Annotated in this window: 12 protein-coding genes and 1 pseudogene; 7 read left to right on the forward strand and 6 right to left on the reverse strand. The window is 71.0% G+C overall.

Features of this window, described 5'->3' with window-relative positions:
* Positions 1–45: 45 nt before the first annotated feature.
* The 4 genes from D7Y11_RS11155 (at position 46) to D7Y11_RS43245 (ending at position 5,234) form a co-directional block, all read left to right on the forward strand.
* On the forward strand, positions 46–2,112 hold the full coding sequence (locus tag D7Y11_RS11155) for a carbon starvation CstA family protein (RefSeq protein WP_126933664.1): 2,067 nt from the start codon (positions 46–48) through the stop codon (positions 2,110–2,112).
* Positions 2,109–2,315: a YbdD/YjiX family protein gene (locus tag D7Y11_RS11160; RefSeq protein WP_120577622.1), complete on the forward strand. Its 207-nt coding sequence runs from the start codon at positions 2,109–2,111 to the stop codon at positions 2,313–2,315. Before D7Y11_RS11155 ends, D7Y11_RS11160 begins: the two co-directional genes overlap by 4 nt.
* 86 nt (positions 2,316–2,401) lie before the next feature.
* Positions 2,402–3,820 carry an RICIN domain-containing protein gene (locus D7Y11_RS11165; RefSeq protein ID WP_120577623.1) on the forward strand — a complete coding sequence of 473 codons (1,419 nt, stop codon included), beginning with the start codon at positions 2,402–2,404 and terminating at the stop codon, positions 3,818–3,820.
* Positions 3,821–3,902: 82 nt separating this feature from the next.
* Positions 3,903–5,234 carry a hypothetical protein gene (locus D7Y11_RS43245; protein ID WP_158641925.1) on the forward strand — a complete coding sequence of 444 codons (1,332 nt, stop codon included), beginning with the start codon at positions 3,903–3,905 and terminating at the stop codon, positions 5,232–5,234.
* A 6-nt stretch (positions 5,235–5,240) separates the two neighbouring features.
* Here D7Y11_RS43245 and D7Y11_RS43785 read toward each other — a convergent pair whose 3' ends face one another.
* Positions 5,241–5,417, reverse strand: a complete 177-nt coding sequence (locus D7Y11_RS43785) for a hypothetical protein (RefSeq protein WP_199753715.1) — start codon at positions 5,415–5,417, stop codon at positions 5,241–5,243.
* Between D7Y11_RS43785 and D7Y11_RS43790 the strand changes: the two are divergent.
* The 3 genes and pseudogenes from D7Y11_RS43790 to D7Y11_RS11185 all read left to right on the forward strand — a co-directional run.
* Positions 5,406–5,519: pseudogene (locus D7Y11_RS43790) on the forward strand (YbdD/YjiX family protein); the annotation flags it as partial. The gene D7Y11_RS43785 and the pseudogene D7Y11_RS43790 sit on opposite strands and share 12 nt — an antisense overlap.
* Before the next feature lie 86 nt (positions 5,520–5,605).
* Positions 5,606–6,310: an RICIN domain-containing protein gene (locus D7Y11_RS11180; RefSeq protein ID WP_126933666.1), complete on the forward strand. Its 705-nt coding sequence runs from the start codon at positions 5,606–5,608 to the stop codon at positions 6,308–6,310.
* 93 nt (positions 6,311–6,403) lie between these two features.
* Entirely contained in the window at positions 6,404–7,741 is a 1,338-nt protein-coding gene (locus tag D7Y11_RS11185; protein ID WP_126933667.1) for a hypothetical protein, read from the forward strand.
* 6 nt (positions 7,742–7,747) lie between these two features.
* Here D7Y11_RS11185 and D7Y11_RS11190 read toward each other — a convergent pair whose 3' ends face one another.
* From D7Y11_RS11190 to D7Y11_RS11210, 5 genes are all read right to left on the reverse strand, one after another.
* Positions 7,748–18,061 (reverse strand): non-ribosomal peptide synthetase, encoded by a 10,314-nt coding sequence (locus D7Y11_RS11190; protein WP_126933668.1) that lies wholly within the window; start codon positions 18,059–18,061, stop codon positions 7,748–7,750.
* Positions 18,062–18,074: 13 nt separating this feature from the next.
* The gene (locus D7Y11_RS11195) at positions 18,075–19,313 is read right to left on the reverse strand and encodes an MFS transporter (RefSeq protein WP_126933669.1); all 1,239 of its coding nucleotides are present in this window, start codon (positions 19,311–19,313) and stop codon (positions 18,075–18,077) included.
* 94 nt (positions 19,314–19,407) lie between these two features.
* Positions 19,408–20,484, reverse strand: a complete 1,077-nt coding sequence (locus tag D7Y11_RS11200; RefSeq protein WP_126933670.1) for a hybrid sensor histidine kinase/response regulator — start codon at positions 20,482–20,484, stop codon at positions 19,408–19,410.
* Complete coding sequence (locus D7Y11_RS11205; protein WP_126933671.1) at positions 20,481–21,947, reverse strand: ATPase domain-containing protein; 1,467 nt, start codon at positions 21,945–21,947, stop codon at positions 20,481–20,483. Before D7Y11_RS11205 ends, D7Y11_RS11200 begins: the two co-directional genes overlap by 4 nt.
* Before the next feature lie 215 nt (positions 21,948–22,162).
* Positions 22,163–23,503 (reverse strand): MFS transporter, encoded by a 1,341-nt coding sequence (locus D7Y11_RS11210; RefSeq protein ID WP_126933672.1) that lies wholly within the window; start codon positions 23,501–23,503, stop codon positions 22,163–22,165.
* Positions 23,504–23,550 lie beyond the last annotated feature (47 nt).

Genomic DNA, 23,550 nt, shown 5'->3' on the forward strand with positions numbered 1-23,550 from the left:
GCCTCGCGCGGGGTGGGGGTGGCCTGCCCGCTGATGGGAGACATCATGGGTGGAGTCGCTCGGAAGTTGGGATGGGTGGCCCTGGCGTTGGTCGGGGCCTTCTGTCTGGGCGTGGTGGCGCTGCACCGGGGAGAGTCCATCAGTGCCATCTGGCTGGTGGTCGCCTCGGTCGCGGTCTTCATGCTGGGATATCGTTTCTACGGCCGTTTCATTGCCGAAAGAGCGCTCCAGGTGGACCCCTCGCGCGCCACCCCCGCCGAGCGCCGCAACGACGGCCTGGACTATGTGCCCACGGACCGGTGGGTCGTGTTCGGCCACCACTTCGCGGCCATCGCGGGCGCGGGTCCGCTGGTGGGCCCGGTGCTCGCGGCGCAGATGGGCTACCTGCCCGGCACGCTCTGGATCCTGGCGGGCGTGGTGGTGGCCGGCGCGGTGCAGGACTTCGTGACGCTGTTCCTGTCCGTGCGCCGCGACGGCAAGTCGCTGGGCGACATGGTGCGCATGGAGCTGGGGCCCGCGGCCGGCGTGACGGCCATGGTGGGCGTGCTGATGATCATGATGATCATCCTCGCGGTGCTGGCGCTGGTCGTGGTGAAGGCGCTGACGCACAGCCCGTGGGGCACCTTCACCGTGGCGATGACCATCCCCATCGCGGTGGCCATGGGCCTGTACCTGCGCTACGTGCGGCCCGGCAAGGTGCTGGAGGTGTCCATCGTCGGCTTCGTGCTGCTGATGCTCAGCATCTGGCTGGGCGGCCAGGTCTCCGAGTCCGCCACCTGGGGCCCCTGGTTCACCTTCGACAGCCGCACGCTGGCGTGGCTGCTCATCGGCTACGGGTTCTGCGCGGCGGTGCTGCCGGTGTGGCTGTTGCTCGCGCCGCGCGACTACCTGTCCACCTTCCTCAAGATTGGCACCGTGCTGCTGCTGGCGGTGGGCATCGTGCTGGCGGCGCCGCACTTGAAGATGCCGGCGGTGACGCGGTTCGTGGACGGCTCCGGACCGGTGTTCTCCGGCAGCCTTTTCCCGTTCCTCTTCATCACCATCGCGTGTGGCGCGGTGTCCGGGTGGCACTCGCTCATCGCGTCCGGAACCACGCCAAAGATGCTCGCCACGGAGGGCGACGCGAAGCTCGTGGGTTACGGCGCCATGTTGATGGAGGCCTTCGTGGCCATCATGGCGCTCATCGCCGCGTCGGTGCTGGAGCCGGGCGTCTACTTCGCCATGAACTCGCCCGCGGCGCTGATTGGCACCGAAGCGGCGCAGGCGGCGGCGACGCTCAGCCAGTGGGGCTTCGTCGTCACCCCTGAGGTGCTGGAGCAGACGGCGCGCGACATCGGTGAGACGACCATCCTCTCCCGCGCGGGTGGCGCGCCTACGCTGGCGGTGGGCATGGCGCAGATCCTCCACGGGCTGGTGTCCGGGAAGGGGATGATGGCCTTCTGGTACCACTACGCCATCCTCTTCGAGGCCCTCTTCATCCTCACCACCGTGGACGCCGGCACGCGCGTGGGGCGCTTCATGATTCAAGAGCTGGCGGGCCTGGTGTACGCGCCGCTCAAGCGCACGGAGTCCTGGGGCGCGAACCTGCTGGCCACCGCGCTGTGCGTGGCCGCCTGGGGCTACTTCCTCTACCAGGGCGTGGTGGATCCGCTGGGCGGCATCAACACGCTGTGGCCGCTGTTCGGCATCGCCAACCAGATGCTCGCCGCGGTGGCGCTCACGCTGGGCTGCGTGGCGCTGGTGAAGATGAAGCGCGAGCGCTACGTCTGGGTGCCCGGCATCCCCGCCGCGTGGCTGGTGCTGTGCACGCTCACCGCCGGCTTCCAGAAGGTGTTCGGCGGTGACGTGCGCGTGAGCTTCGTGGCCCACGCGCGGGCCTTCTCCCAGGCGGTGGCCGAAGGGCGCCTCATCGCCCCGGCGAAGTCCGTGGAGGAGATGGAGGCCATCATCCACAATGACTACCTGGATGCAGGCCTCACCGTGTTCTTCATGGGCGTGGTGGTGGCGACCATCCTCTTCGGCGTGCGCGCGGCGCTCCGGGCCCGGGCCTCGCCGGTGCCCACGTCGCACGAGACGCCCTACGTGGCCGCCGCTGTCCCGGTGAAGCCGTGAGGCGCGCACTCACGCAGGCGCTCCAGCGCGGCTGGCGGCAGGCCGTGCGCACCGCGCGGTCGATGATTGGCGTGCCGGATTACGACACCTACGTCGCCCACATGCGCCGTCACCATCCGGACAAAGCGGTGATGACCTACGCGGAGTTTTTCAACGACCGCCTCCAGGCCCGCTACCGCGGAGGTGGCGGCCGGTGCTGCTGAGCGGATGAGTCGTTGAGTCTTCCGGATGAAACTGCTTAGTGGGTTTTACGGGTCAAGCCCGTTCAACCCCTTCGCAGGAGTCTGCTGTGTCTCGTACCTCGACGCCGTTCCGGACGTGGGCGCTGGGCGCCGTGTTTCTCGCATCGTTGGGAGGCTGCTCGGGCCCGGAGGACGCTCCTGTCGTTGGGGAGCCGGTAGGCAAGGTGGAGGCGGCCGCGCTGTCCACGCGCGTGGTGGGCTACCTGCCGACGTGGGCGGGGGATGTGAATGCGCTGCAGTACTCGAAGCTGTCTCACATCAACTACGCGTTCGCGTTGCCCACGGCGTCCGGTGGGCTCACGGGGGTGAGCAGCTCTGACGCTCGGCTGCGCTCACTGGTGACGCAGGCGCATGCGCAGGGTGTGAAGGTGCTCATCGCCGTAGGCGGCTGGAACGACGGCAACGACAGCGGCTTCGAGCAGATGGCGGCCAACGCGAGCACTCGCACTGCGTTCGTGAACACGGTGGTGAACTTCGTCAACGCGGCCGGGCTGGACGGCGTGGACATCGACTGGGAGTACCCGGACCCCGGCACGTCGGGGAACAACTACGCGGCGCTGATGCGCGAGCTGGGCACGGCCATGCACAGCCGGGGCAAGCTGCTCACGGCGGCGGTGGTGGCCAACGGCTACACGGGCGGCGGCGTGCAGGCGTCCGTGTTCAGCGACGTCGATTTCCTCAACATCATGGCGTACGACGGCGGGCAGCCGCATTCGACGTATGACCTGGCGGTCCAGTCGCTGAACTACTGGAAGGGGCGCGGGCTGCCGGCGTCGAAGGCGGTGCTGGGCGTGCCGTTCTACGGGCGCTCGCCGTCGAGCTACGTGGGCTATTCGGAGCTCGTCGCCCGCGACTCGCAGGCGCCCTACAAGGACAACGTGGGGGACGTCTATTACAACGGCATCTCGACCATCCAGGCGAAGACGCAGCTGGGGAAGCAGAACGGCGGCGTGATGATCTGGGAGCTGTCCCAGGACACGTCCGGGAGCACGTCGCTGCTCAACGCCATCTACTCCGTGGCGCAGGGCACGGGCGGCACGGGGGCGTACCGGCTGGTGAACAAGGCCTCTGGCCGGTGCGTGGACATCAACGGTCCCAGCACCGCGGACGGCGCCATCATCCACCAGTGGGCCTGCCACACGGGCGCGAGCCAGCAGTGGTCCATGGAGGCGACGGACAGCGGCTACTACCGCTTCGTGTCGCGCCACAGCGGCAAGGCGCTGGACGTGAAGGAGGTGAGCACGGCGGACGGCGCGGGGCTCCAGCAGTGGTCCTACGGCGGCGGGAGCAACCAGCAGTTCAAGCCGGTGGCGCTGGGCAACGGCTACCACCGGCTGGAGGCTCGCCACAGCGGCAAGGTGCTGGACGTGACGGGCTGCCAGCAGGGCAGCGGTGACGGCACGCTCATCCAGCAGTGGACCTGGTCCAACAACGACTGCCAGCAGTTCCGGCTGGAAGCGCTGTAGCCCCTTGGAGGGAGGCGGGACCGGCGCCGCGCCGGCCCCGCCGTGCACGGGGATCGGAGCGGATGGTATAGGGGTGCCCTCGATGATTGACTCATTCGCCCGGTGGGGACGCCTGCTCCGTCGTCCCATCCACCTGGGGTGGGAGCGCCTGCGCTCCCCGTATGCGACGGCGCTCGGGATGTGCTTCGCGTTGCTGCTGTTGCGCTCGCACGCCCGGCTCGCGCAGGCGCACGTCTGGGCGGAAGACGGATGGAGGTTCCTGGCGGATGCGCTCGAGCACGGCCTGGGCGCCACGTTCATGCCCTATGCGGGCTATCTGCATGTCGTCCCGCGACTGCTCGCGTGGGGTGTGGCGCTCCTGCCCCTCGAAGCGTTCGCGCTGGGGGTGGCGTTCGTCACCCTGGCCCTCAACGCGGCACTGTTCGCGCTCATCGCGCGGGACGGCTGCCGCTGGCTGGTGCCCCATGATGGCGTGCGGATCTTCACCGCCGTGGCGTTCTGCTTCCTGTCGGGCACCTGGGAGGTGACGGGCAACCTCGCCAACCTCCACTCCGTCCTCTTCTACGGAGCCATGCTGGTGGCGCTCCAGGACCTGGACCGCCCGCTGGGATTCGCCGACGGGCTGGTGCTGCTCGCGGCGGCCACGAGCGCGGGCGAAGGCGTGTTGCTGGCGCCGGTCTTCCTGCTGCGCGGGGTGATGCGGTGGCGCGATGGCCGGCCCCTGCGCGAAGTGGTGGGGGAGGCACTGGCGGCGGTGGTGCTGACCGTGCCGGCCGGGGTGAACGCGGTGCTCCTCCGCCAGGCCGACTTGCCCGCCGCGGACTTCCCCACCTGGCCGCTGTCCCGCATGGCGGAGCACCTCTGGATCACGCTCAACGACCGCTATGTGCTGCACCCGGTGCTGGGCGACAGAGGGGCGATAGCCTATTTCTTCTGGCCGTTCGCGGTGCGGATGGCGGTGGTGTCCGGGTTCGCAGCCGTGCTCGTCCTGGGGCTTCGCCGGTTGCCCGCGCGTCCGCGCGTGTTGCTGCTGGCCGCCTGCGCCTGCGTCTCCGTGTTGATCCCGCTCACCTGGTATGTGCGCGCCGACGCGGCTGAATTTCCCACGTTCGGCGTGCTCCGCGATCCGGACGTGATGGATGCCCGCTACATGCTGTTCGCGCTCCCGGCGGGGCTCACCCTCTGGGTGGCGGCGCTGGGGCGGATCCGGACCGTCTTCGCCGGGGGCCTGTGCGTCTGCGTGGTGGTGCTGGCCCATCCACGCTGGACCTTCGAGCCGTGGGGGCCCGAGCGCGACTGGGCCCAGACCGCCCGACGCATCCGAGAGGTCCGCGAGACGCCAGGGGCGGAGGTGAGCGTGCGCATCAATCCCAAGGGATGGGCGATGCGGATCCGAGGCGCCTCGGCGCCGTGACCGCGGTCAGGACTCCTGGGCCTTCGCGAGCGCGTCGCGCAGCCTGGCGGCCAGCACCTGGAGATGCGGAGGCTTGAGGAAGGAGTAGTGGTCTCCGGGCACCGTGTGCATGTCCAGTCCGCCGGGCGCGTAGGCGGCCCAGCCGTGGTCCCAGCGGGAGGCCTCCGCACCTACGTCGCCCACATGCGCCGTCACCATCCGGACAAAGCGGTGATGACCTACGCGGAGTTTTTCAACGACCGCCTCCAGGCCCGCTACCGCGGAGGTGGCGGCCGGTGCTGCTGAGAGGATGAGTCGTTGAGTCTTCCGGATAAAACTGCTTAGTGGGTTTTACTGGTCAAGCCCGTTCAACCCCTTCGCAGGAGTCTGCTGTGTCTCGTACCTCGACGCCGTTCCGGACGTGGGCGCTGGGCGCCGTGTTTCTCGCATCGTTGGGAGGCTGCTCGGGCCCGGAGGACGCTCCTGTCGTTGGGGAGCCGGTAGGCAAGGTGGAGGCGGCCGCGCTGTCCACGCGCGTGGTGGGCTACCTGCCGACGTGGGCGGGGGATGTGAATGCGCTGCAGTACTCGAAGCTGTCCCAGGACACGTCCGGGAGCACGTCGCTGCTCAACGCCGTCTACTCCGTGGCGCAGGGCACGGGCGGCGGCACGGGGGCGTACCGGCTGGTGAACAAGGCCTCCGGCCGGTGCGTGGACATCAACGGCCCCAGCACGGCGGACGGCGCCATCATCCACCAGTGGGCCTGCCACACGGGCACCAGCCAGCAGTGGTCGATGGAGGCAACGGACAGCGGCTACTACCGCTTCGTGTCGCGCCACAGCGGCAAGGCGCTGGACGTGAAGGACGTGAGCACTGCGGACGGCGCGGGGCTCCAGCAGTGGTCCTACGGCGGCGGGAGCAACCCGCAGTTCAAGCCGGTGGACCTGGGCAATGGCTATGTCCGGCTGGAGGCTCGCCACAGCGGCAAGGTGCTGGACGTGACGGGCTGCCTGCAGGGCAGCGGTGACGGTACGCTGCTCCAGCAGTGGACCTGGTCCAACAACGACTGCCAGCAGTTCAACCTGGAAGCGCTGTAGCCCTTCGCGCGAGGCGGGACCGGCGCCGTGCCGGCCCCGTCGTGCACCGGGGGGCCGTCCAGGAGCGGGGCGGATGGTATAGGGGCGCCAGCGATGACTGACTCATTCTCCCGGTGGGTACACCTGCTCCGTCGTCCCATCGACCTGGGATGGGAGCGCCTGCGCGCCTCGTATGCGACGGCGCTGGGGTTGTGCTTCGCGGTGCTGGTGCTGCGCTCGCACGCGCGGATCCTCCAGGCGCACCTGTGGGCGGAAGATGGCGCGGTGTTCCTGTCGGATGCGCTCGCGCACGGCCTTGGCGCCACGTTCAAGCCCTACGCGGGTTATCTGCACGTCGTTCCCCGGCTGGTGGCCTGGGGCCTGTCGCTCCTGCCCATCGAGGCGTTCGCGCTCGGGCTGGCGTTCGTCACCCTGGCCATCAACGCGGCCGTGTTCGCGCTCATCGCGAGGGAGCGCTACCGCTGGTTGGTGCCCCATGACGGCGTGCGGCTCCTCACCGCCGTGGCGTTCTGCTTCCTGCCGGGAACCTGGGAGGTGACGGGCAACCTCGCCAACCTCCACTCCGTCCTCTTCTATGGAGCCATGCTGGTGGCGATCCAGGACCTGGACCGCCCGCTGGGATTGGCCGACGGGCTGGTGTTGCTCGCGGGGGCCTCGAGCGCGGGCGAGAGCGTGTTGCTCGCGCCGGTCTTCCTCTTGCGTGGCGTGATGCGGTGGCGCGACGGCCGGCCCGCGCGCGAGGTGCTCTGGGAGGGGTTGGCGGTGGCGGTGCTGACCGTGCCGGCGGGGGTGAACATGGTGCTCTTCCGTCAGTCGGGTATGCCTGCTTCGGACTTCGCCCACTGGCCGCTCTCCCGCATGGCCGAGCACCTCTGGCACACGTTCAACGTCCGCTACGTGCTGCACCCGGTGCTGGGCGACGGAGGGACGCTGTCCTACTTCCGCCGGCCGCTCGCGGTGCGGATCGCGGTGGCGTGCGGGTTCATCGCCGTGCTCGTCCTGGGCATTCGCCGGGTGCCCGCGCGTCCTCGCGTGTTGCTGCTGGCCGCCTGCGCGTGCGTCTTCCTGTTGATCCCGCTCACCTGGTACGTGCGCTCCGGATCCGCCGAGTACCCCACGTTCGGCGCGTTCCGGGACCCGGGCGTGGTGGAGGACCGCTACATGCTGTTCGCGCTCCCGGCGGGCGTCGTCCTCTGGGTGGCGGCGCTGGCGAGGTTCCGGTCCCTCTTCGGCGCGGGCCTGTGCGTCGCCGTGATGGTGCTGGCCCTTCCACGGTGGACCTTCGAGCCGTGGGGCCCCGAGCGCGACTGGGCCCCGAGCGCCCGCCTCATCCGCTTGACCCGCGAGACACCGGGCGCGGAAGCTTCCGTGCCCATCAATCCCATCGGGTGGTCATTCCATGTCCGAAGTGCCTCGCGCCCGGAGCCGTGAGCGCTGTCAGGGCTCCTGGGCCTTCGCGAGCGCGTCGCGCAGCCTGGCGGCCAGCACCTGGAGATGGGGAGGCTTGAGGAAGGAGTAGTGGTCTCCGGGCACCGTGTGCACGTCCAGTCCGCCGGGTGCGTAGGCGGCCCAGCCGTGGTCCCAGCGGGAGGCTTCCGCTTCGAAGAGGGTGAAGGGGCCGCTGGCCGGGGGCGGTTCGTAGACCCAGCCCGCGTTCAGGTGGACCTCGAACGCGTGGCGCAGTTGGCGCAGCGACTGCTCCGCGGCGAAGAGCGGCTGGCTGGCCTCTTCCAGCACGTCCATCCACCGGCCAGGTGAGAGCCCTTCATTCGGCGGCAGCGGCTGGCCCGAGGCGCGCAGCAGGTCCTCCAGGAACAGCGCGCTCAGCCGAGCCTTCGCGTTCAGGTCGTCCGGGTTGCCAAAGTGCAGGCTCGCGGACGAGTCGAGCAGCGCGAGCAGCGCCACCGTCTCCCCCTCGCGTCGCAGCTGGTGGGCCATCTCCCACGCGACGGCGCCTCCCATGGACCAGCCGCCCAGAAGGTAGGGGCCGTGCGGTTGGACCTCTCGCACCGCGCGCACGTACAGGGCCGCCATCTCCGGAATGGAGTCGCAAGGAGGGCCCTCGCCATCCAGGCCCCGGGCCTGGAGTCCGTAGAACGGCTGCTCCGGTCCCAGCGCCCGCGCCAGCTCCGCGTAGGGCACGACGCTGCCGCCCACGGCATGAACGCAGAAGAAGGGACGCACGCCCTTCTTGCCCTTCTGCAGCGCGACCCGAGGTGTCCAGGGCGCCGCGTCCCGGAGCAGGCCCGCGAGGTGCTCCACGGTGGCGTTCTGGAAGAGCGCCGCCACCGGCAGCGTCCGGCCCAGGCGGGCGTGGATGGCCGACTGCACGCGCAACGTCAGCAGGGAGTGACCGCCCAGTTCGAAGAAGTTGTCGCGCACGCCGATGGGGTGCACGCCCAGCACCTCCTCCCAGATGCGCACGAGCTGGAGCTCCAGGGGCGTGCGGGGGCCCACCAGGGTTCGCGTGGGCTCGCGGCCTGCCTCCGGCGCGGGCAGCGCCTTGCGGTTCACCTTGCCCGAGGGCGTCAGCGGGAACCGCTCCATCGCGACCCAGCGCGCGGGCACCATGTATTCCGGCAGCCGCTGCCGCAGGAAGCTCCGCAGTGCTCCGGCGTCCAGCGACTTCCCTCCGGCGTCCACCACCCAGCCCACCAGCTGCTTCTGGCCGCTTCCGTCATCCCTCGCGTCGACGACGCAGTCGCGCACCGACGGGTGCTGCGCCAGCGCTGCTTCAATCTCTCCCAGCTCGATGCGGAAGCCGCGCACCTTGAGCTGCGCGTCGCGCCGGCCCAGGTACTCCAGCGTGCCGTCCGGAAGATGCCGTGCCCAGTCGCCCGTGCGGTACAGCCTGCCTCCGGGCGTGGCGCCGAGCGGATCCGGGATGAAGCGGTCGGCGGTGAGGCCGGGCTGGTTCAGGTATCCGCGGCAGACCTGCACGCCGCCCACATACAGCTCGCCCGTGACGCCGCGGGGCACCGGCTGGAGGTTCGCGTCCAGCACGTGCACGGGCACGTTGATCAGGGGCCGGCCGATGGAGGGCAGCGCCGGCCAGGTGTCCGGATCTCCCTTCATCGACAGTGACGTCACCGCGTGGGCTTCGGACGGGCCGTAGTGGTTGTGCAGCACCGCGCCCGTGCGCTTCATGAAGCGGCGGATCGCCGGAGTCATGCGCAGCTGCTCGCCCGCGACCATGATCTCCCGGACGCGCGTGGGGAAGGTGCCCTCACGCTCGGCCACCTCCGCCAGGTTCTGGAGCGCGACGAAGGGCATGAAGAACCGCTCGATGCCCGCGCCCTCCAGCAGGGCCAGCAGCTGGCTGGCATCGCGGCGGACCTCGTCGGTGAGCAGCACCAGCTCACCGCCCGCGGCCCAGGTCGCGAACAGTTCCTGAAAGGACACGTCGAAGCTCAGCGCGGAGAACTGGAGCGTGCGCGCCCCGGGCGCCACCGAGTCCCCCAGCTGCCAGTGCAGCAGGTTCACCAGCGCCGCGTGGTGCATCGCGATGCCCTTGGGCGTGCCGGTGGAGCCGGAGGTGAAGATGACGTAGGCGAGCGCCTGCGCGTTGCCTCGGGATTCTGGCCGCGTGTCGGGTTCCCGGGCCAGGGCTTCCGTCCGCGTGTCGAGCTCCAGCACTCGCGCCGCACTGGCCCCCAGGACCTCGCGCAGCTCGTGCGTGGTGAGCAGCACCGCCGCGCCCGAGGCCTGGAGCATCGCGGTGAGCCGCTCCGGCGGATAGGCCGGATCCAGGGGGACGTAGGCCCCTCCCGCCTTGAGCGTGCCCAGCACCGCCACGGGCAACTCCAGCGAGCGCCGCAGGTGGATGCCCACGCGGACGTCCGCCCCCACGCCCAGGCCGCGCAGGTGGTGCGCGAGCTGGTTCGAGCGCCGCTCCAGCTCTCCGTAGGTGAGCGCCTCATCTCCGAAGCGCACCGCGATGGCTTCAGGCGTCCGCGAGGCAGTGGCCTCGAAGAACGCGTGGATGCCCGGCATGGCGGGATAGTCCGCCGGCTGGAGCGCCCACGCCGCCAGCTGTCTCCGCTCCGCGTCCGCGAGCATGGGCAGCGTGCCCAGGGGCGCGTCCGGCGCCGCGAGCGCGCCTTCGAGCAGCCGCGTGTAGTGATCCGCGAACCGCGCCACCGTGGCCTCGTCGAAGAGGGCGGTGTTGTACTCCCAGAGGATGGACACGCCCTCCGGCGCTTCCCGCACGAAGAGGGTGAGGTCGAACTTCGCCATGCCGGGCTCGAAGGTCAGGGCGCTGACGTGGACGCCGGGCAGCTCCCAGGGCGCGCCCCCGTTCTGGAAGACGAACATGACCTGGAACAGCGGCGAGCGGCCCAGGTCCCGCGTGGGGACCAGCGCGTCCACGAGCTGTTCGAACGGCATGTCCTGGTGGGCATAGGCGCCCAGGCAGGCCTCGCGCACGCGGCCCAGGAGCGCGCGGAAGCTCTCCGCGCCAGTGGCATCCACGCGCAGGGCCAGGGTGTTGGTGAAGAAGCCGATGAGGTTCTCCACCTCGCGCTGGCCGCGCCCCGCGATGGGCGTGCCGATGACGAGGTCGTCCTGTCCGCTGTGCCGAGCGAGCAGCGCGTGGAATCCCGCGAGCAGCAACATGAAGGGCGTGACGCCCGCGTCGCGTGCCAGGGCCTGCACCGCGGCGGGAATCGAGGCGGGCAGGGGGCGCGAAAGCTGGAGGCCCTGGTAGGTCTGCACGGTCGGCCGTGGCCGGTCGGTGGGCAGCTCCAGCGTCGGCGGAGCGCCTTCCAGGTGCTGCTTCCACCACGCGCGCTGGGCCTCCAGCGTCTCGCCCGCCATCACCTGACGCTGCCACGCGGCGAAGTCCGGGTACTGCACGGACAGGGGTGGCAGGGTCAGCGGTTCGCCCTGGTGACGTGCCGTGTAGAGGGCCTTCAGCTCGCGCACCAGGATGTCGATGGACCAGAAGTCACACACGATGTGGTGCATGACCAGCAGCAGCGCGTGCCGCTCTGGCGCCGTACGCACCAGCGTGGCGCGCACCAGCGGGCCGCGCTCCAGGTCGAAGGGCTTCTTCGCCTCCGCCTCCGCGCGAGAGCGCAGCAGCGCGTCCCCATCCAGGGACTCGATGTCGAGCGTGAACGGCCGGTGCTCCACGACGTGTTGGACCGGATGGCCCTCGCCGTCGCTGAAAGTGGTCCTCAAGGCCTCATGCCGTTGGATGAGCGCATCCAGCGCGCCCTCCAGCGCTGGGACGTCCAGCGGGCCGTCGAGGTGGAAGAAGAAGGGCACGTTGTACGCGCTCCCCCGCGGATCCAACCGCGCGAGGAACCACAGGCGCTGCTGCGCGAAGGACAAGGGCCGCGGTTTGTCCCGCGACCCCGCGACGATGGGCGGCACCGGCGGACCGTGGCCTCCCTTCTGGAGCGCCTCCAGCCGCTCCGCGAACCGGGACACCGTCGGGGACTCCAGCAGCAGGCGCAGCGGCACGTCCCGCTGGAGCACGTCCCGCAGCCGCGACACCACCCGCGTGGCGAGCAGCGAGTGTCCGCCCAGCTCGAAGAAGTGGTCGTGCGCTCCCACGCGGGGCACGCCCAGCAGCGGCGCCCACAGCTCCGCCACCAGCGTCTCCCAACCCTCGCGCGGCGCCACGTAGGCGTCCGGGCCCGTCCGCGTTTCCGGCGCGGGCAGGGCCTTGCGGTCCACCTTCCCTGACGGGGTCAGCGGCATCCGCTCCAACTTCACGAACGCGGAGGGCACCATGTGCGCCGGCAGCCGCGCGGCCAGGTGGGCACGCAGGTCGCCCGCGTCCACGCGCGCGCCGGTGACGTAGGCCACGAGCCGCTTGTCGCCGGGAGCGTCCTCTCGCACGACGACGCTCGCGTCCTCCACGCCCGGCGAGGCCTTGAGCGCGGTCTCGATCTCTCCTGGCTCGATGCGGAAGCCGCGCACCTTCACCTGGGAGTCAGTGCGCCCCAGGAAGTCGAGGACGCCGTCTGGCCGCCACCGCACCCGGTCTCCCGTGCGGTACAGCCGCGCGCCCGGCGTCGTGCTGAACGGATGCGGCACGAAGCGCTCCGCGGTCTGCGCGGGCTGTTGCATGTAGCCCCACGCGAGGCCATCGCCGCCCAGGTACAGCTCGCCCGCCACGCCCACCGGCACCGGGGCGCCCAGCGCGTCCAGCACATAGGCCTGCGTATGGGTGATGGGCCGGCCGATGGGCACGGGGCGCCCGTCGTCCACCGTGCCCTCCAGCGGATGAACGGTGGAGAAGGTGGTGTTCTCCGTGGGGCCATAGGCGTTGATGACGTCCCGGCCGGCCTCGCGCACCTGTCGCGCGGCCAGCGGGGACATGGCCTCGCCGCCCGTCATCACCTGCCGCACGCGCGCGAGCGCCTGGGGCTGGAACATCGCCATCTGGTTGAAGAGGGCCGTGGTGATGAACAGCGTGGTGATGCCCTGCTGCTCCAGCATCCCGGCCAGCTCCTCCAGCGAGGGCTGATGCGCGGGGGCGACCACCAGCTTCGCGCCATGCAGGAGCGCGCCCCACAGCTCCAGCGTCGACGCGTCGAATGAGATGGGCGCCAGTTGGAGGAGGACCTCGTCCGGGCCGAAGCGCGCGTACGTCGTCCCCTTCACCAGCCGCACCACGCCCCGGTGCGGGATGCACACGCCCTTGGGCCGGCCAGTGCTGCCGGACGTGTACATGACGTACGCCAGCGCGTTCGCGGGGACGGTGATGCGCGGCGCTCGGGTGGACTCGTTCGCGAAGGCGTCCCACGACGGCTCCAGCGGCACCACGCGCGCCTCCAGCGCCGCGAGCTTCGCCTCCTGGCCGGGCTGGGCCAGCAGCACCGGCAGGCGCGTGTCCCGGGCCATGAAGAGCAGGCGCTCGGTGGGATAGGCCGGATCCAACGGGACGTAGGCGCCGCCCGCCTTGAGGATGGCCAGCGTGGCCACGACCATCTCCAGCGAGCGACCTGTGCACAGGCCCACCGGCGTGCCCACGTCCACGCCCAGCGCGCGCAGGTGGTGCGCGAGCTGGTTCGCGCGCGCGTCCAATTCCGCGTACGTCAGCTGGCGGCCCTCGAACTCCACCGCGATGGCCTGGGGCCTCTCCCGGGCCTGCTCCTCGAAGAGCGAGGTGATCGAAGCCTCGCGCGGAGGGTCAGCGTGGGTGTCGTTCCAGGTGAACAGCAGCCGCTGGCGCTCCTCGTCGGTGAGCAGCGGGAGCCGTGCCACGGGTTCTTCCATCCGGGCGACGGCGGCCGCGAGCAGGCGCGTGTAGTGCTCCGCCATGCGCGCGACGGTCGCTTCCTCGAAGAGGGCGGTGTTGTACTCCCAGACGAAGTCCAGGCCCTCGGCGGACGGCTGGGCGAAGAGGGTGAGGTCGAACTTCGCCATCCCCGTCTCGACATCCATCGGCGCCACGGACACATCCGGGAGGGCGCACGCCGCGGGGCCTCCGGCGTTCTGGAGTACGAACATCACCTGGAACAGCGGCGCGCGGCTGGGGTCGCGTTCGGACTGGAGCGAGCGCACCAGCTGCTCGAAGGGCATGTCCTGGTGGGCGAAGGCCTCCAGCGTGAGGTCGCGGACGCGGCCCACCAGGTCGCGGAAGCTCGCGTCCTGGGGCGCGGTGATACGCAGCGGCACCGTGTTGATGAAGAAGCCGACCAGCCCCTCCAACTCCTGGCGCTCGCGGCCTGCGAGAGGTGCGCCGATGACGACGTCATGCTGGCCGCTGTAGCGGGCAAGCAGGGCGTGGAAGCCCGCCAGCAGCAGCATGAAGGAGGTGGCGCCCTCCTGCTGCGCCAGCGCCTCCAGGGCCCGCGACAGCGCGGGCGACGCCTTCTGGGACAGGTGCGCGCCCTCGAAGGTCTGCACCGCCGGGCGCGGCCGGTCCGTGGGCAGGTCGAGGAAGGCCGGTGCGTCCTGGAGCCGGGCCTTCCACCACCCGAGCCGCGCCTCCACCCCCGCGCTCGCCCACGACTGCCGCTGCCAGCGCGCGAAGTCCGCGGGCTGGAGGGACAGGGGCGGAAGCTTCGCCGCGCCGCCGCCGGTGGCCTCGCGGTAGAGCGCCGTCAGCTCGCGCTCCAACACGCCCAGCGACCAGCCGTCGCAGATGATGTGGTGGAAGGTGACGAGCAGGGCGTGCTCCCCGTCCCGCACGTGCACCAGCGTCGCGCGCACGAGCGGTCCCCGGGCCAGGTCGAAGGGAAGGCGCACCTCCGCCTCCGCGCGCCGTGACAGCTCCGCCTCCGAGGACACGCGCTCGCGCCGCAGCGGCATGTGCAGCGCCGGGGCGATGCGCTGCACCGGCTGGCCCTGGTGCTCCACGAAGGTGGTGCGCAGCGCCTCGTGACGCCGCACGAGCGCCTGGAGGCACTGCTCCAGCGCGCCGTCATCCAGCGGCCCGCTCCAACGCGTGAACCAGGGCAGGTTGTACGAGAAGCCGTCCGGATCCATCCGGGTGAGGAACCACAGGCGCGCCTGGGCCGAGGACAGCGGCGGGACTTCGTCGCGCGGGCTCGGCACGAGCAGCGGCGCTTCCCCGTCCTCCGTCGGCCTCAGCGAGGCCAGGTGGGCGGCCAGCTCCTCCACGGTGGGGTTTTCGAACAGGACCCGCACCGGCAGCTCCACCTGGAGCCGGTCGCGCAGCCGCGCGGTGACCTGGGTCGCCAGGAGGGAGTGGCCGCCCCGTTCGAAGAAGTGGTCGTGCGCGCCCACGCGCGGCAGGCGCAGGAGCGCGGCGAAGACTCCCGCGACCTCCGTCTCCAGGGGCGTGCGCGGGGCCACGAAGGCCTGGGCCGAGTCCGCGTCGTCGGCCGGAGCGGGCAGGGCGCGCCGGTCCAGCTTGCCGCTGGGAGTGAGGGGGAACGCGTCCAGCAACACGAAGGCCGCGGGCACCATGTACTCCGGCAGCCGGTCGCGGAGCACCGCCTTGAGCCCGCCCGCGTCCACGTCCGCTCCGGGCTGCGTCACCACGTAGGCCACCAGGTGCTTGCCCCGTGCCGCGTCCTCCCGCGCGATGACCGCGACGTCCTTCACGCCCGGCAGCTTCGCCACCGCCGCCTCCACCTCCGGCAGCTCGATGCGATAGCCGCGGATCTTCACCTGGGCGTCACGCCGGCCCAGGAACTCCAGCGTGCCGTCCGGCAGGTACCGCGCGAAGTCACCCGCGCGGTACATCCGCGCGCCCGGATGCGGGCTCAGCGGATCCGGCAGGAAGCGCTCCGCCGTGAGGTCCGGCCGATGCAGGTATCCGCGCGCCAGCCCCGCACCGCCGATGTACAGCTCGCCGGCAACGCCCACGGGCACCGGCTCCCACCGGGCATCCAGCAGGTACGTGCGCGCGTTGGTGATGGTACGGCCAATGGGCGGCAGGTCCGGCCACGCGTCCGGGTTGCCCTTCAGCACGTGGGCCGTGGCCGCGTGCGTCTCCGTGGGGCCGTAGTGGTTGTCCAGCACGCACCCGTCCAGCGCGTGGAGCAGCCGCCGCAGCGCGGGCGTCATCCGGAGCTGTTCGCCCGCGGTGTTGATCTCCTTGAGCGACGTGGGCAGCAGGCCATCCGAGTCCGCCACCTCCGCCAGGTGCTGCAAGGCGACGAAGGGCAGGAAGATGCGCTCCACGCCCTGGTCGCGCATCAACGTGAGCAGGGCCCGTCCGTCGCGCCGCGTGTCCTCCGAGACGAGGACCAGCTCCCCGCCCGCGGCGAACGTGGGCAGCATCTCCTGGAAGCACACGTCGAAGCTCAGGGCGGAGAACTGGAGCGTGCGGCCCCGGGGCGCGGTGGAGCGGCGCACCTGCCACTGGATGAGGTTGAAGAGCGGGCGGTGCGGCATCGCCACGCCCTTGGGCACGCCCGTGGAGCCCGACGTGAAGATGACGTAGGCCAGCGTGTCTGGTCCGCCCGCGGGCGTGGGCGCGGTGTCCGGCGTGGAGAGTTCGTCCTCCAGGAACAGCCGCTCCGCGCCGCCCTCCGGCAGCCCCGACGCCAGGGAGCGCCGCGTGACGAGCACCTTCGCGCGCGACGTCTCCAGCATCAGCGCCAGCCGCTCCGGCGGATAGGCCGGATCCAACGGGCAGTAGGCCGCGCCCGACTTGAGGATGCCCAGCACGCCCACCGCCAGCTCCAGCGAGCGGTCCACGCACAGCCCCACCGCCGTGTCCGGCGTCACGCCGTGCTGGCGCAGCGCATGGGCGACGCGGTTGGCCCGCCGGTCCAGCTCCGCGTACGTGAAGCTCGCCTCTCCGAAGCGCACCGCGATGGCGTCCGGAGCGCGGCGCACGCTGGCCTCGAAGAGGGCGTGCACTCCGGGATGCAGCGGCACATCCGCGCCGGTGTCGTTCCAATCCCGCACCGCGCGTTCCCGCTCGCGCGCGGTCAGGAGCGGCAGCAGGGACACGGGGGACTCCGGCTTCGCGACGGCGCCCTCCAGCAGGCGCGCGTAGTGCGCGGCCATGCGCGCCACCGTCGCCTCGTCGAAGAGGTCCGCGTTGTATTCCCAGCGCGCCTCCAGGCCGCTGGGGTCGTCGTAGAGGAAGAGGGTGATGTCGAAGCGCGCGACGCCGGGCTCGAAGTCCAGCTCCGTCACGGTGAGGCCGGGCCACTTGAGCGCGGCCCACGGCGAGTTCACGTGCACGAACATCGCCTGGAACAGCGGTGAGCGGCTGGGGTCGCGCTGCGGCACGAGCAGGTCCACCAACTGCTCGAAGGGCATGTCCGGATGCGCGTATGCGCCCAGGCACACCTCGCGCACGCGGCCGAGCAGCGCGAGGAACGTCGGGTCGCCGGACGTGTCCAGTCGCAGCGCCAGCGTGTTGGCGAAGAAGCCGATGAGCCGCTCCACCTCCCGCCGCCCGCGCCCCGCCACGGGCGTTCCCACCACCAGGTCCTCCTGGCCGCTGTAGCGCGACAGCAGCACCTGGAACGCCGCCAGCAGCGTCATGTACGGCGTGACGGCCGCCTTGCGGCTCAGCTCGCGGATGCCCGTGGCCAGGGCCTGCGGCATGGGCAGGCGGTACACCGCGCCCCGGGACGTCTGACGCGGAGGCCGCGGCCGGTCCGTGGGCAGCTCCAGCGCGGGAGGCGCGCCCGAAAGCCGCTCCTTCCACCACGCGCGCTCGGCCTCCAGGAAGTCACCGGTGAGCGTCTGGCGCTGCCAGTGCGCGAAGTCCGCGTACTGCGCCGGCAGCTCCGGCAGCCGGGGCGGTTCGTTCCGGGTGGCGGCGGCATAGAGCACGCTCAGTTCGTTCGCCATCCACCCCAGCGACACCGCGTCGCAGACGATGTGGTGCGTGACGAAGAGCAGCGCGTGCTCCTCAGGCGACAGCCGCACCAGCGTGGCCCGCACCAACGGCCCGCGCGCCAGGTCGAACGGCGTGCGCGCCTCGGCTTCCGCGTGCTCGCGCAGCGCCCGCTCCCTCGCGGTCCCGTCCGGTCCTCGCGCGGACAGGTCCTCCCGGCGGAGCGTCAGCGTCAGCGCGGGGGCGATGCGCTGCACCGGCTCGCCGTCCACGGCGGCGAAGGTGGTGCGCAGCGCTTCGTGCCGGTCCACGACACCCTGGAGGGCCCTCTCCAGCGCGCCCGCGTCCAGCGCGCCCGTCAGCCGCACGAAGAAGTAGACGTTGTACGTGGCGCTCGTGCCCTCCATCTGCGCCAGGAACCACAGGCGCTGCTGCATGAAGGACAGCGGCAAGGCCTCCGTCCTGGGGACGAGGGGCAGCGGGACACGCTTCTTGCCCGGGGCAACCGGCGAGGAGGTCGTCATGGTGAAGGCCCTGTCAGGTCTCGTAGGCAGCGAAGCCGCGCGAGCGCAGCGTGCGCATGAGGACGGTGAAGAGGAGGAACCCGAACGCCGCGCCCCCCATGACGGGCCGGACGCCCAGCCGGTCCGCGAGCGCGCCCTGCGACCACACGCCCACCGTGAAGCCGACGAAGAGCAGCATGGAGTTGAGGCTGGCGATGCGCGCCTGCAACTCGCCGGACACGCGCGCCTGGCACAGCGTGGCCAGCCCCGTGAGCGTCAGCATGTACAGCGCCCCCAGCGCCAGCACCGCCACCGTCGCCATGCCCAGCGACGGGGACAGCCAGTACGCCGCCGCCGCCGGACCGATGAGCAGCAGGCTCACCTCCAGAAGCCGCCCCCGTCCCATCCAGTCCGCCAGCGTGCCCGCGCTCAGCGCCGCCAGGAACGCCCCCGCGCCCTGCGCCGTCACCAGCATCGACGTGGCGCCCGCGTCCTGGCCGAACACCCGGATGGCCATGACGGGTGCCAGCGCCGTGAACGGGGCGATGCACACGGCGATGGCCAGCGTCCCGCCCATGGCCATGAGCAGCGCCTCGTCCGCCCGCGCCACCTGGAAGCCTCGCGCGATGCCCGCCCACAGCCCTTCGGTCGAAGCAGGCTTCACGGCGGTCGGAGCCCCTCGCACGCCCAGCAGCGACAGCATCACCGCGCCGAAGGAGAACGTGTTGAGCAGCAGCACCCAGCCGATGTCCGTGTGCGCGATGAGCAGCGCCGCCAGCGCCGGGCCGCAGATGCGCCCCAGGTTGGCCTGGGCCGAGTTGAGGCTCAGCGCGCTGTGCAGGTCCTCCTTTGGCACCGAGACGGCGATGAGCGCGGAGAACGCGGGCATGAACAGCGTCACCGCGCAGCCGTTGAGGAACGAGATGACCGCCACCCAGCGCACCGTCAGCCCGCCGGTGAAGGCCAGCGCCGCCAGCGTCCCCGCGAGCACCATCTGCACCAGCGCCCCAATCCCCACCGCGCGGCGCCGGTCGAACCGGTCCCCCAGCGCGCCTCCCAGCGGCGACAAGAGGATGGACGGCAGCCACGTCAGCGCCGCCACTCCGCCCGTCCACTCCGCCCGGCCCGTGACCTTCGTCACGTACACGCCCAGCGCCAGCACCTCCATCCACGTGCCGATGTTGGACAGCGCCGCGCCGCCCCACAGGAAGGCGAAGTCACGGTGCTTCAACGCGCGCAGCGAGGACAGGCGGGACGGAGGAGGCGTGGACACACTCGCTTTCTAATTCACCGAGAGCACCGGGTGTTCGCGGACTTCCAATCTGGTCGGTTTGAATGGAGTTCCGGCGGAAACGTGCAGTCCTGCTTCAGTTCCGCCGGGGCAGGCGCAAGATGAAGGTGGAGCCCTCACCCAGGGTGGAGCGGACGGAGAGCGAGCCGCCGTGCAGCTTCGCGAGGGCCGCGGCGATGAAGAGGCCCAGGCCGTGGCCGCGCCCGCGGTCCTCGTCCGCGCGCTGGAAGCGGTCGAAGACGTGGGGCAGGGCGCCTGCCGGGATGCCCACGCCCCAGTCGCGCACGTGGATGAGGACGAGGCCCGGGTTGAGCGTCACGCCCAGCTCGACGTGGCGCGACGTGCCGCTGTACTTCACCGCGTTGGACACCAGGTTGTTGAGCACCTGGCGCAGCCGCTCCGCGTCCAGCATCAGCGGCTCCACCGGATCCAGGGCGTGCAGGGAGAAGTCCATCTCCGGTTGCAGCTCGCGCCACTCCTGGACGAGCTCCTGGAGGAAGAGCGTCAGGTCCGTGGGTGCCAGCTTCAGCTCCAGCTTCCCGTCCGCCAGCCGGGAGGCGTCCAGGATGGACGTCACCAGCCCGTTCATCCGGTCCAACTGGCGCAGGACGGCCTCCGCGGAGCGGCGCTCGTCGTCGATGCCGCGCTTCAGCACCTTGCGCAGCAGCAGCTGCGTGTTGAGCCGCGCGGAGCTGAGCGGCGTCTTCAGCTCGTGCGCCACCCAGTTGAGCATCTCCTCGCGGGCCAGGCTCACCGAGCTGACCGGCTCGCGCGCGGCCGGGGCGGCGTCCGTGCGGGTCTCCTCGCGGTACTGGAGCGCGTTGCTCACGGCCTGCTCGAAGGTGGTCAGGTCCACCGGCTTCGCGAGGAAGGTCTGGGCGGCTTCGCGCCCCAGCGGGCGCGCCGCGCTCAGGAGCAGGAAGGGCACGTCCGACAGGGTGGGCTCGGAGCGCATGGCGTGCAAGAGCTGCATGCCGGTGCGCCGGGGCATCATGTGGTCGCTGACCACCAGGTCCGGCGTCTCCGTGCGCGCCAGCAGCAGCGCCTCCTCGCCGTTGTGCGCGCGAATCACGCGGTGGCCCAGGTCCTCCACCACCTCGGAGAAGACCTCCAGGAGCGCCTCTTCATCCTCCGCGATGAGGACCAGGCTCATTCACCCAGCCCTCCAATGGAGGTCCCCAGCGGGCGGGCCTGACCCGTCAGCAGTCCCACGGCGGAGCGCATGGGCGCGAGCACCTTCACGCCGGTGTCCTTGATGAGGAACTCGCGCAGGTCGGTGACGTATTCACTGTCCCTCATCTTGAGCACGGACAGGATCCGGTGCATCTGACCGTGCAGCTCCACGTAGCGCAGCAGCAGCAGGTTCTCTCCCAGGATGGCGACTGGCGCGTCGTTGAAGTCCAGCTCGGTGCCGACGATCTTCGGCACCTCCCGGGTGAACAGGGAGGTGATGCCCCGCATGCGCAGCCGCATCGCGAGCGAGGCCATGAACATGCGCCGCCGCCCGGGGTCGAGGATGGCCAGCTCCAGATCCGAGAGTCCGTCCAGCACCAGCCGCTGGACGCCGAGCGCGTCCACCTTGCGCAGGATGTCCCGCACGAGCACGTCCGCCTCGACCTCCATGGGCGGCACGTAGTGGAAGACCAGCCGTGAATCACGCAGCAGGGGGGCCACGTCCAGCCCCACGCGCCGGGCGCGCGCCGCGAGCATGGCCGGCGCGTCGAAGAAGGAGACGAAGAGCGCCTTCTCCCCATGGCGCGCGGCGTCCGCGGCGAAGTGCATGGCGAGGATCGTCTTTCCAATGCCCATGCTACCCGCGAGCATCGTGGTGCTGAGCTCCGGCAGCCCCCCGTGCATCAACCCATCCAGCTCCGGCAACCCGAAGCCCTTGCGCTTCAGCGTGGGGGGGGCGTCCTGGAAGTCCACCGGGGTGGCCTCCAGGCGCGGGATGAACTCCACGCCCTCCTCGTGGATGGCCATGGTGTGCTCACCCGTGAGGTGGGGCCGGCCGCGCAGCTTCACCACCTCCACCCGGCGCACCCGGAGCGCGCCGTGCGTCTGGACGGACAGCGACACGATGCCGTCCACCGTGGTGGCCTCCGGCAGCGCCATCAGCCGCTCCAGCGGATACTCCGTGGTGAACAGGCCAATGCAGTTGCTGGCGGCCAGGCCGATGCCCAGCTCATAGAGGAACTCGCGCAGCCGCGCTTCGTCCTGCCACAGGTCGCGGATGGAGCGCAGCCCGTCGATGAAGAGCATCGCCGCGCCGCGCTCGCGCACCGTCTGCAGCAGCAGCTCCCGGGCCTCCTTCGCACCCCGCTTGAGCGCCGAGTAGGCGCTGATGATGAAGAACCTCTCGCCCAGCAGCTCCGGCTTGAAGAAGGAGAAGCCGGACAGGGCCTCCATCAGCTTGTCGTGGGGCTCCGAGGTGACGGTGGCCACCACCACGGGAACGCCGCGCGCCGCGGCCGCGAAGGCCACCTGGCTGCACAGCACCGTCTTCCCCGAACCGGGCGTGCCGGTGACGATGAAGGACTGGCGAGCGGGGATGCCCCCACCCAGGATGACGTCGAAGCTGGGAATGCCGCTCTGGAAAAGAGGAGTCTTGCTGGGCATGCCGGGTTCCGTCGGAGAGGGTCAATGCGCGAGGCTTCCGTCTTCTGGAAGCACGCGCCGGGACAAGGTGCGCACGGGAGGGGAACCGGGCATGTCCAAAGCCCCCTCTGCTGTCCCCTTCGCATAGCCGACGCGCCCCGGATGGGGTTGGCTTCGTGAACTCGCGCCTCCCATCTGTCGGCTACACGTCAACACCTCCGGCCGCCAGGCGGGCGTCAGCGCGACGGCGCGGGCTGCTCGTCCGGTGCGCTGGCACGGGCGGTGAAACCCCGGAAGAGCAGCAACGACACCACGAGCCCCACCGCGCACACCGCGGAGACGTAGTACGCGGGCGCGAGCGGGCTCTCTTTCAGGGCCAGCGTCACGGCGAGCGGCGTGAGGCCACCGAACAGCGCGTACGCCACGTTGTAGGAGAACGACAGGCCGGAGAAGCGCACCGCCGGGGGGAATGCCTGCACCATCACCGCGGGCACCACGCCGGCCACGCCCACGCAGAACCCCACGCCCGCGTAGAGCGGCACCAGGTGCTCCGGCGCGCTCGCCACGCCCCGGTAGAACAGCTGCGCGGCGACGAGCAGCATCCCCGAGCCGATGGCCATGGCCCGCGTGGGACCCAGCCGGTCCGCGAGCAGCCCGTAACAGATGCACCCCACCGTGAGCGTGAGCGTGGCCACGCTGTTGGCCGCCAGCGCCTTCGCGGGCGGGATGCCGTGCAGTTGCTGCATCAGCGTGGGCGTCATCAGGATGACCACCACGATGCCCGCGGTGAGCACCCAGGTGAACAGCATGGACACCACGACGGCGGGCGCGTGGCCCTTCAGCGCGGCCTTGAGCGGCAGCTCCTTCACCAACGCCTTCTTCTGGCGCATCTCCTCGAAGACGGGCGTCTCCTGGAGCCAGCGGCGCAGGAACACGGCGAAGAAGCCGAACACGCCGCCCACCACGAAGGGCACGCGCCAGCCGTACGCCAGCACCTGCTCCGGCGTGAAGACGGTGTTGACCGCGGTGGCCACCAGCGAGCCCAACAGGATGCCCAGCGTGAGCCCGGAGGTGAGCGTCCCGCACGCCAGGCCCACGCGGCGCTCCGGCACGTGCTCGGAGACGAACACCCACGCGCCCGGCACCTCGCCGCCCACCGCCGCCCCCTGCAACAGCCGCAGCGTGAGCAGCAGCAGCGGCGCCGCGTACCCGGCCGTGGCGAACGTGGGCAACAGGCCCATGCACAGCGTGGGCACCGACATCAGGAAGACGCTCAACGTGAACATCCGCTTGCGCCCGGTCCGGTCCCCGAAGTGCGCCATCACGATGCCGCCCAACGGCCGCGCCAGGTAGCCCGCCGCGAACAGCCCGAACGTCTGCAACTGCCGCAGCCAGTCCGCCGTCTCCGGAGGGAAGAACAGCTTCCCCATCACCGCCGTGAAGAACACGAAGATGATGAAGTCATAGAACTCCAGCGCGCCCCCCAGCGCCGCCAGCCCCAGGGTGCGGATGTCCCGGGCGGACAGCGGACGGGGAGCGGCCAGCGGGGACGAGGCGTCGGAGGAAGAGGTCGCCATGCGCGGAGGACCGGGAGGATATGCCGGGACACCCGCCCGTCGCCCAT

The organism is Corallococcus sp. AB018, from assembly GCF_003986945.1.
Taxonomy (GTDB): domain Bacteria; phylum Myxococcota; class Myxococcia; order Myxococcales; family Myxococcaceae; genus Corallococcus; species Corallococcus exiguus.

Coding starts and splice junctions, on each gene's coding strand:
- D7Y11_RS11200 (WP_126933670.1), bottom strand. CDS start 20,484: ATGAGCCTGGTCCTCATCGCGGAGGATGAAGAGGCGCTCCTGGAGGTC.
- D7Y11_RS43245 (WP_158641925.1), top strand. CDS start 3,903: ATGATTGACTCATTCGCCCGGTGGGGACGCCTGCTCCGTCGTCCCATC.
- D7Y11_RS11155 (WP_126933664.1), top strand. CDS start 46: ATGGGTGGAGTCGCTCGGAAGTTGGGATGGGTGGCCCTGGCGTTGGTC.
- D7Y11_RS11210 (WP_126933672.1), bottom strand. CDS start 23,503: ATGGCGACCTCTTCCTCCGACGCCTCGTCCCCGCTGGCCGCTCCCCGT.
- D7Y11_RS11185 (WP_126933667.1), top strand. CDS start 6,404: ATGACTGACTCATTCTCCCGGTGGGTACACCTGCTCCGTCGTCCCATC.
- D7Y11_RS11190 (WP_126933668.1), bottom strand. CDS start 18,061: ATGACGACCTCCTCGCCGGTTGCCCCGGGCAAGAAGCGTGTCCCGCTG.
- D7Y11_RS11205 (WP_126933671.1), bottom strand. CDS start 21,947: ATGCCCAGCAAGACTCCTCTTTTCCAGAGCGGCATTCCCAGCTTCGAC.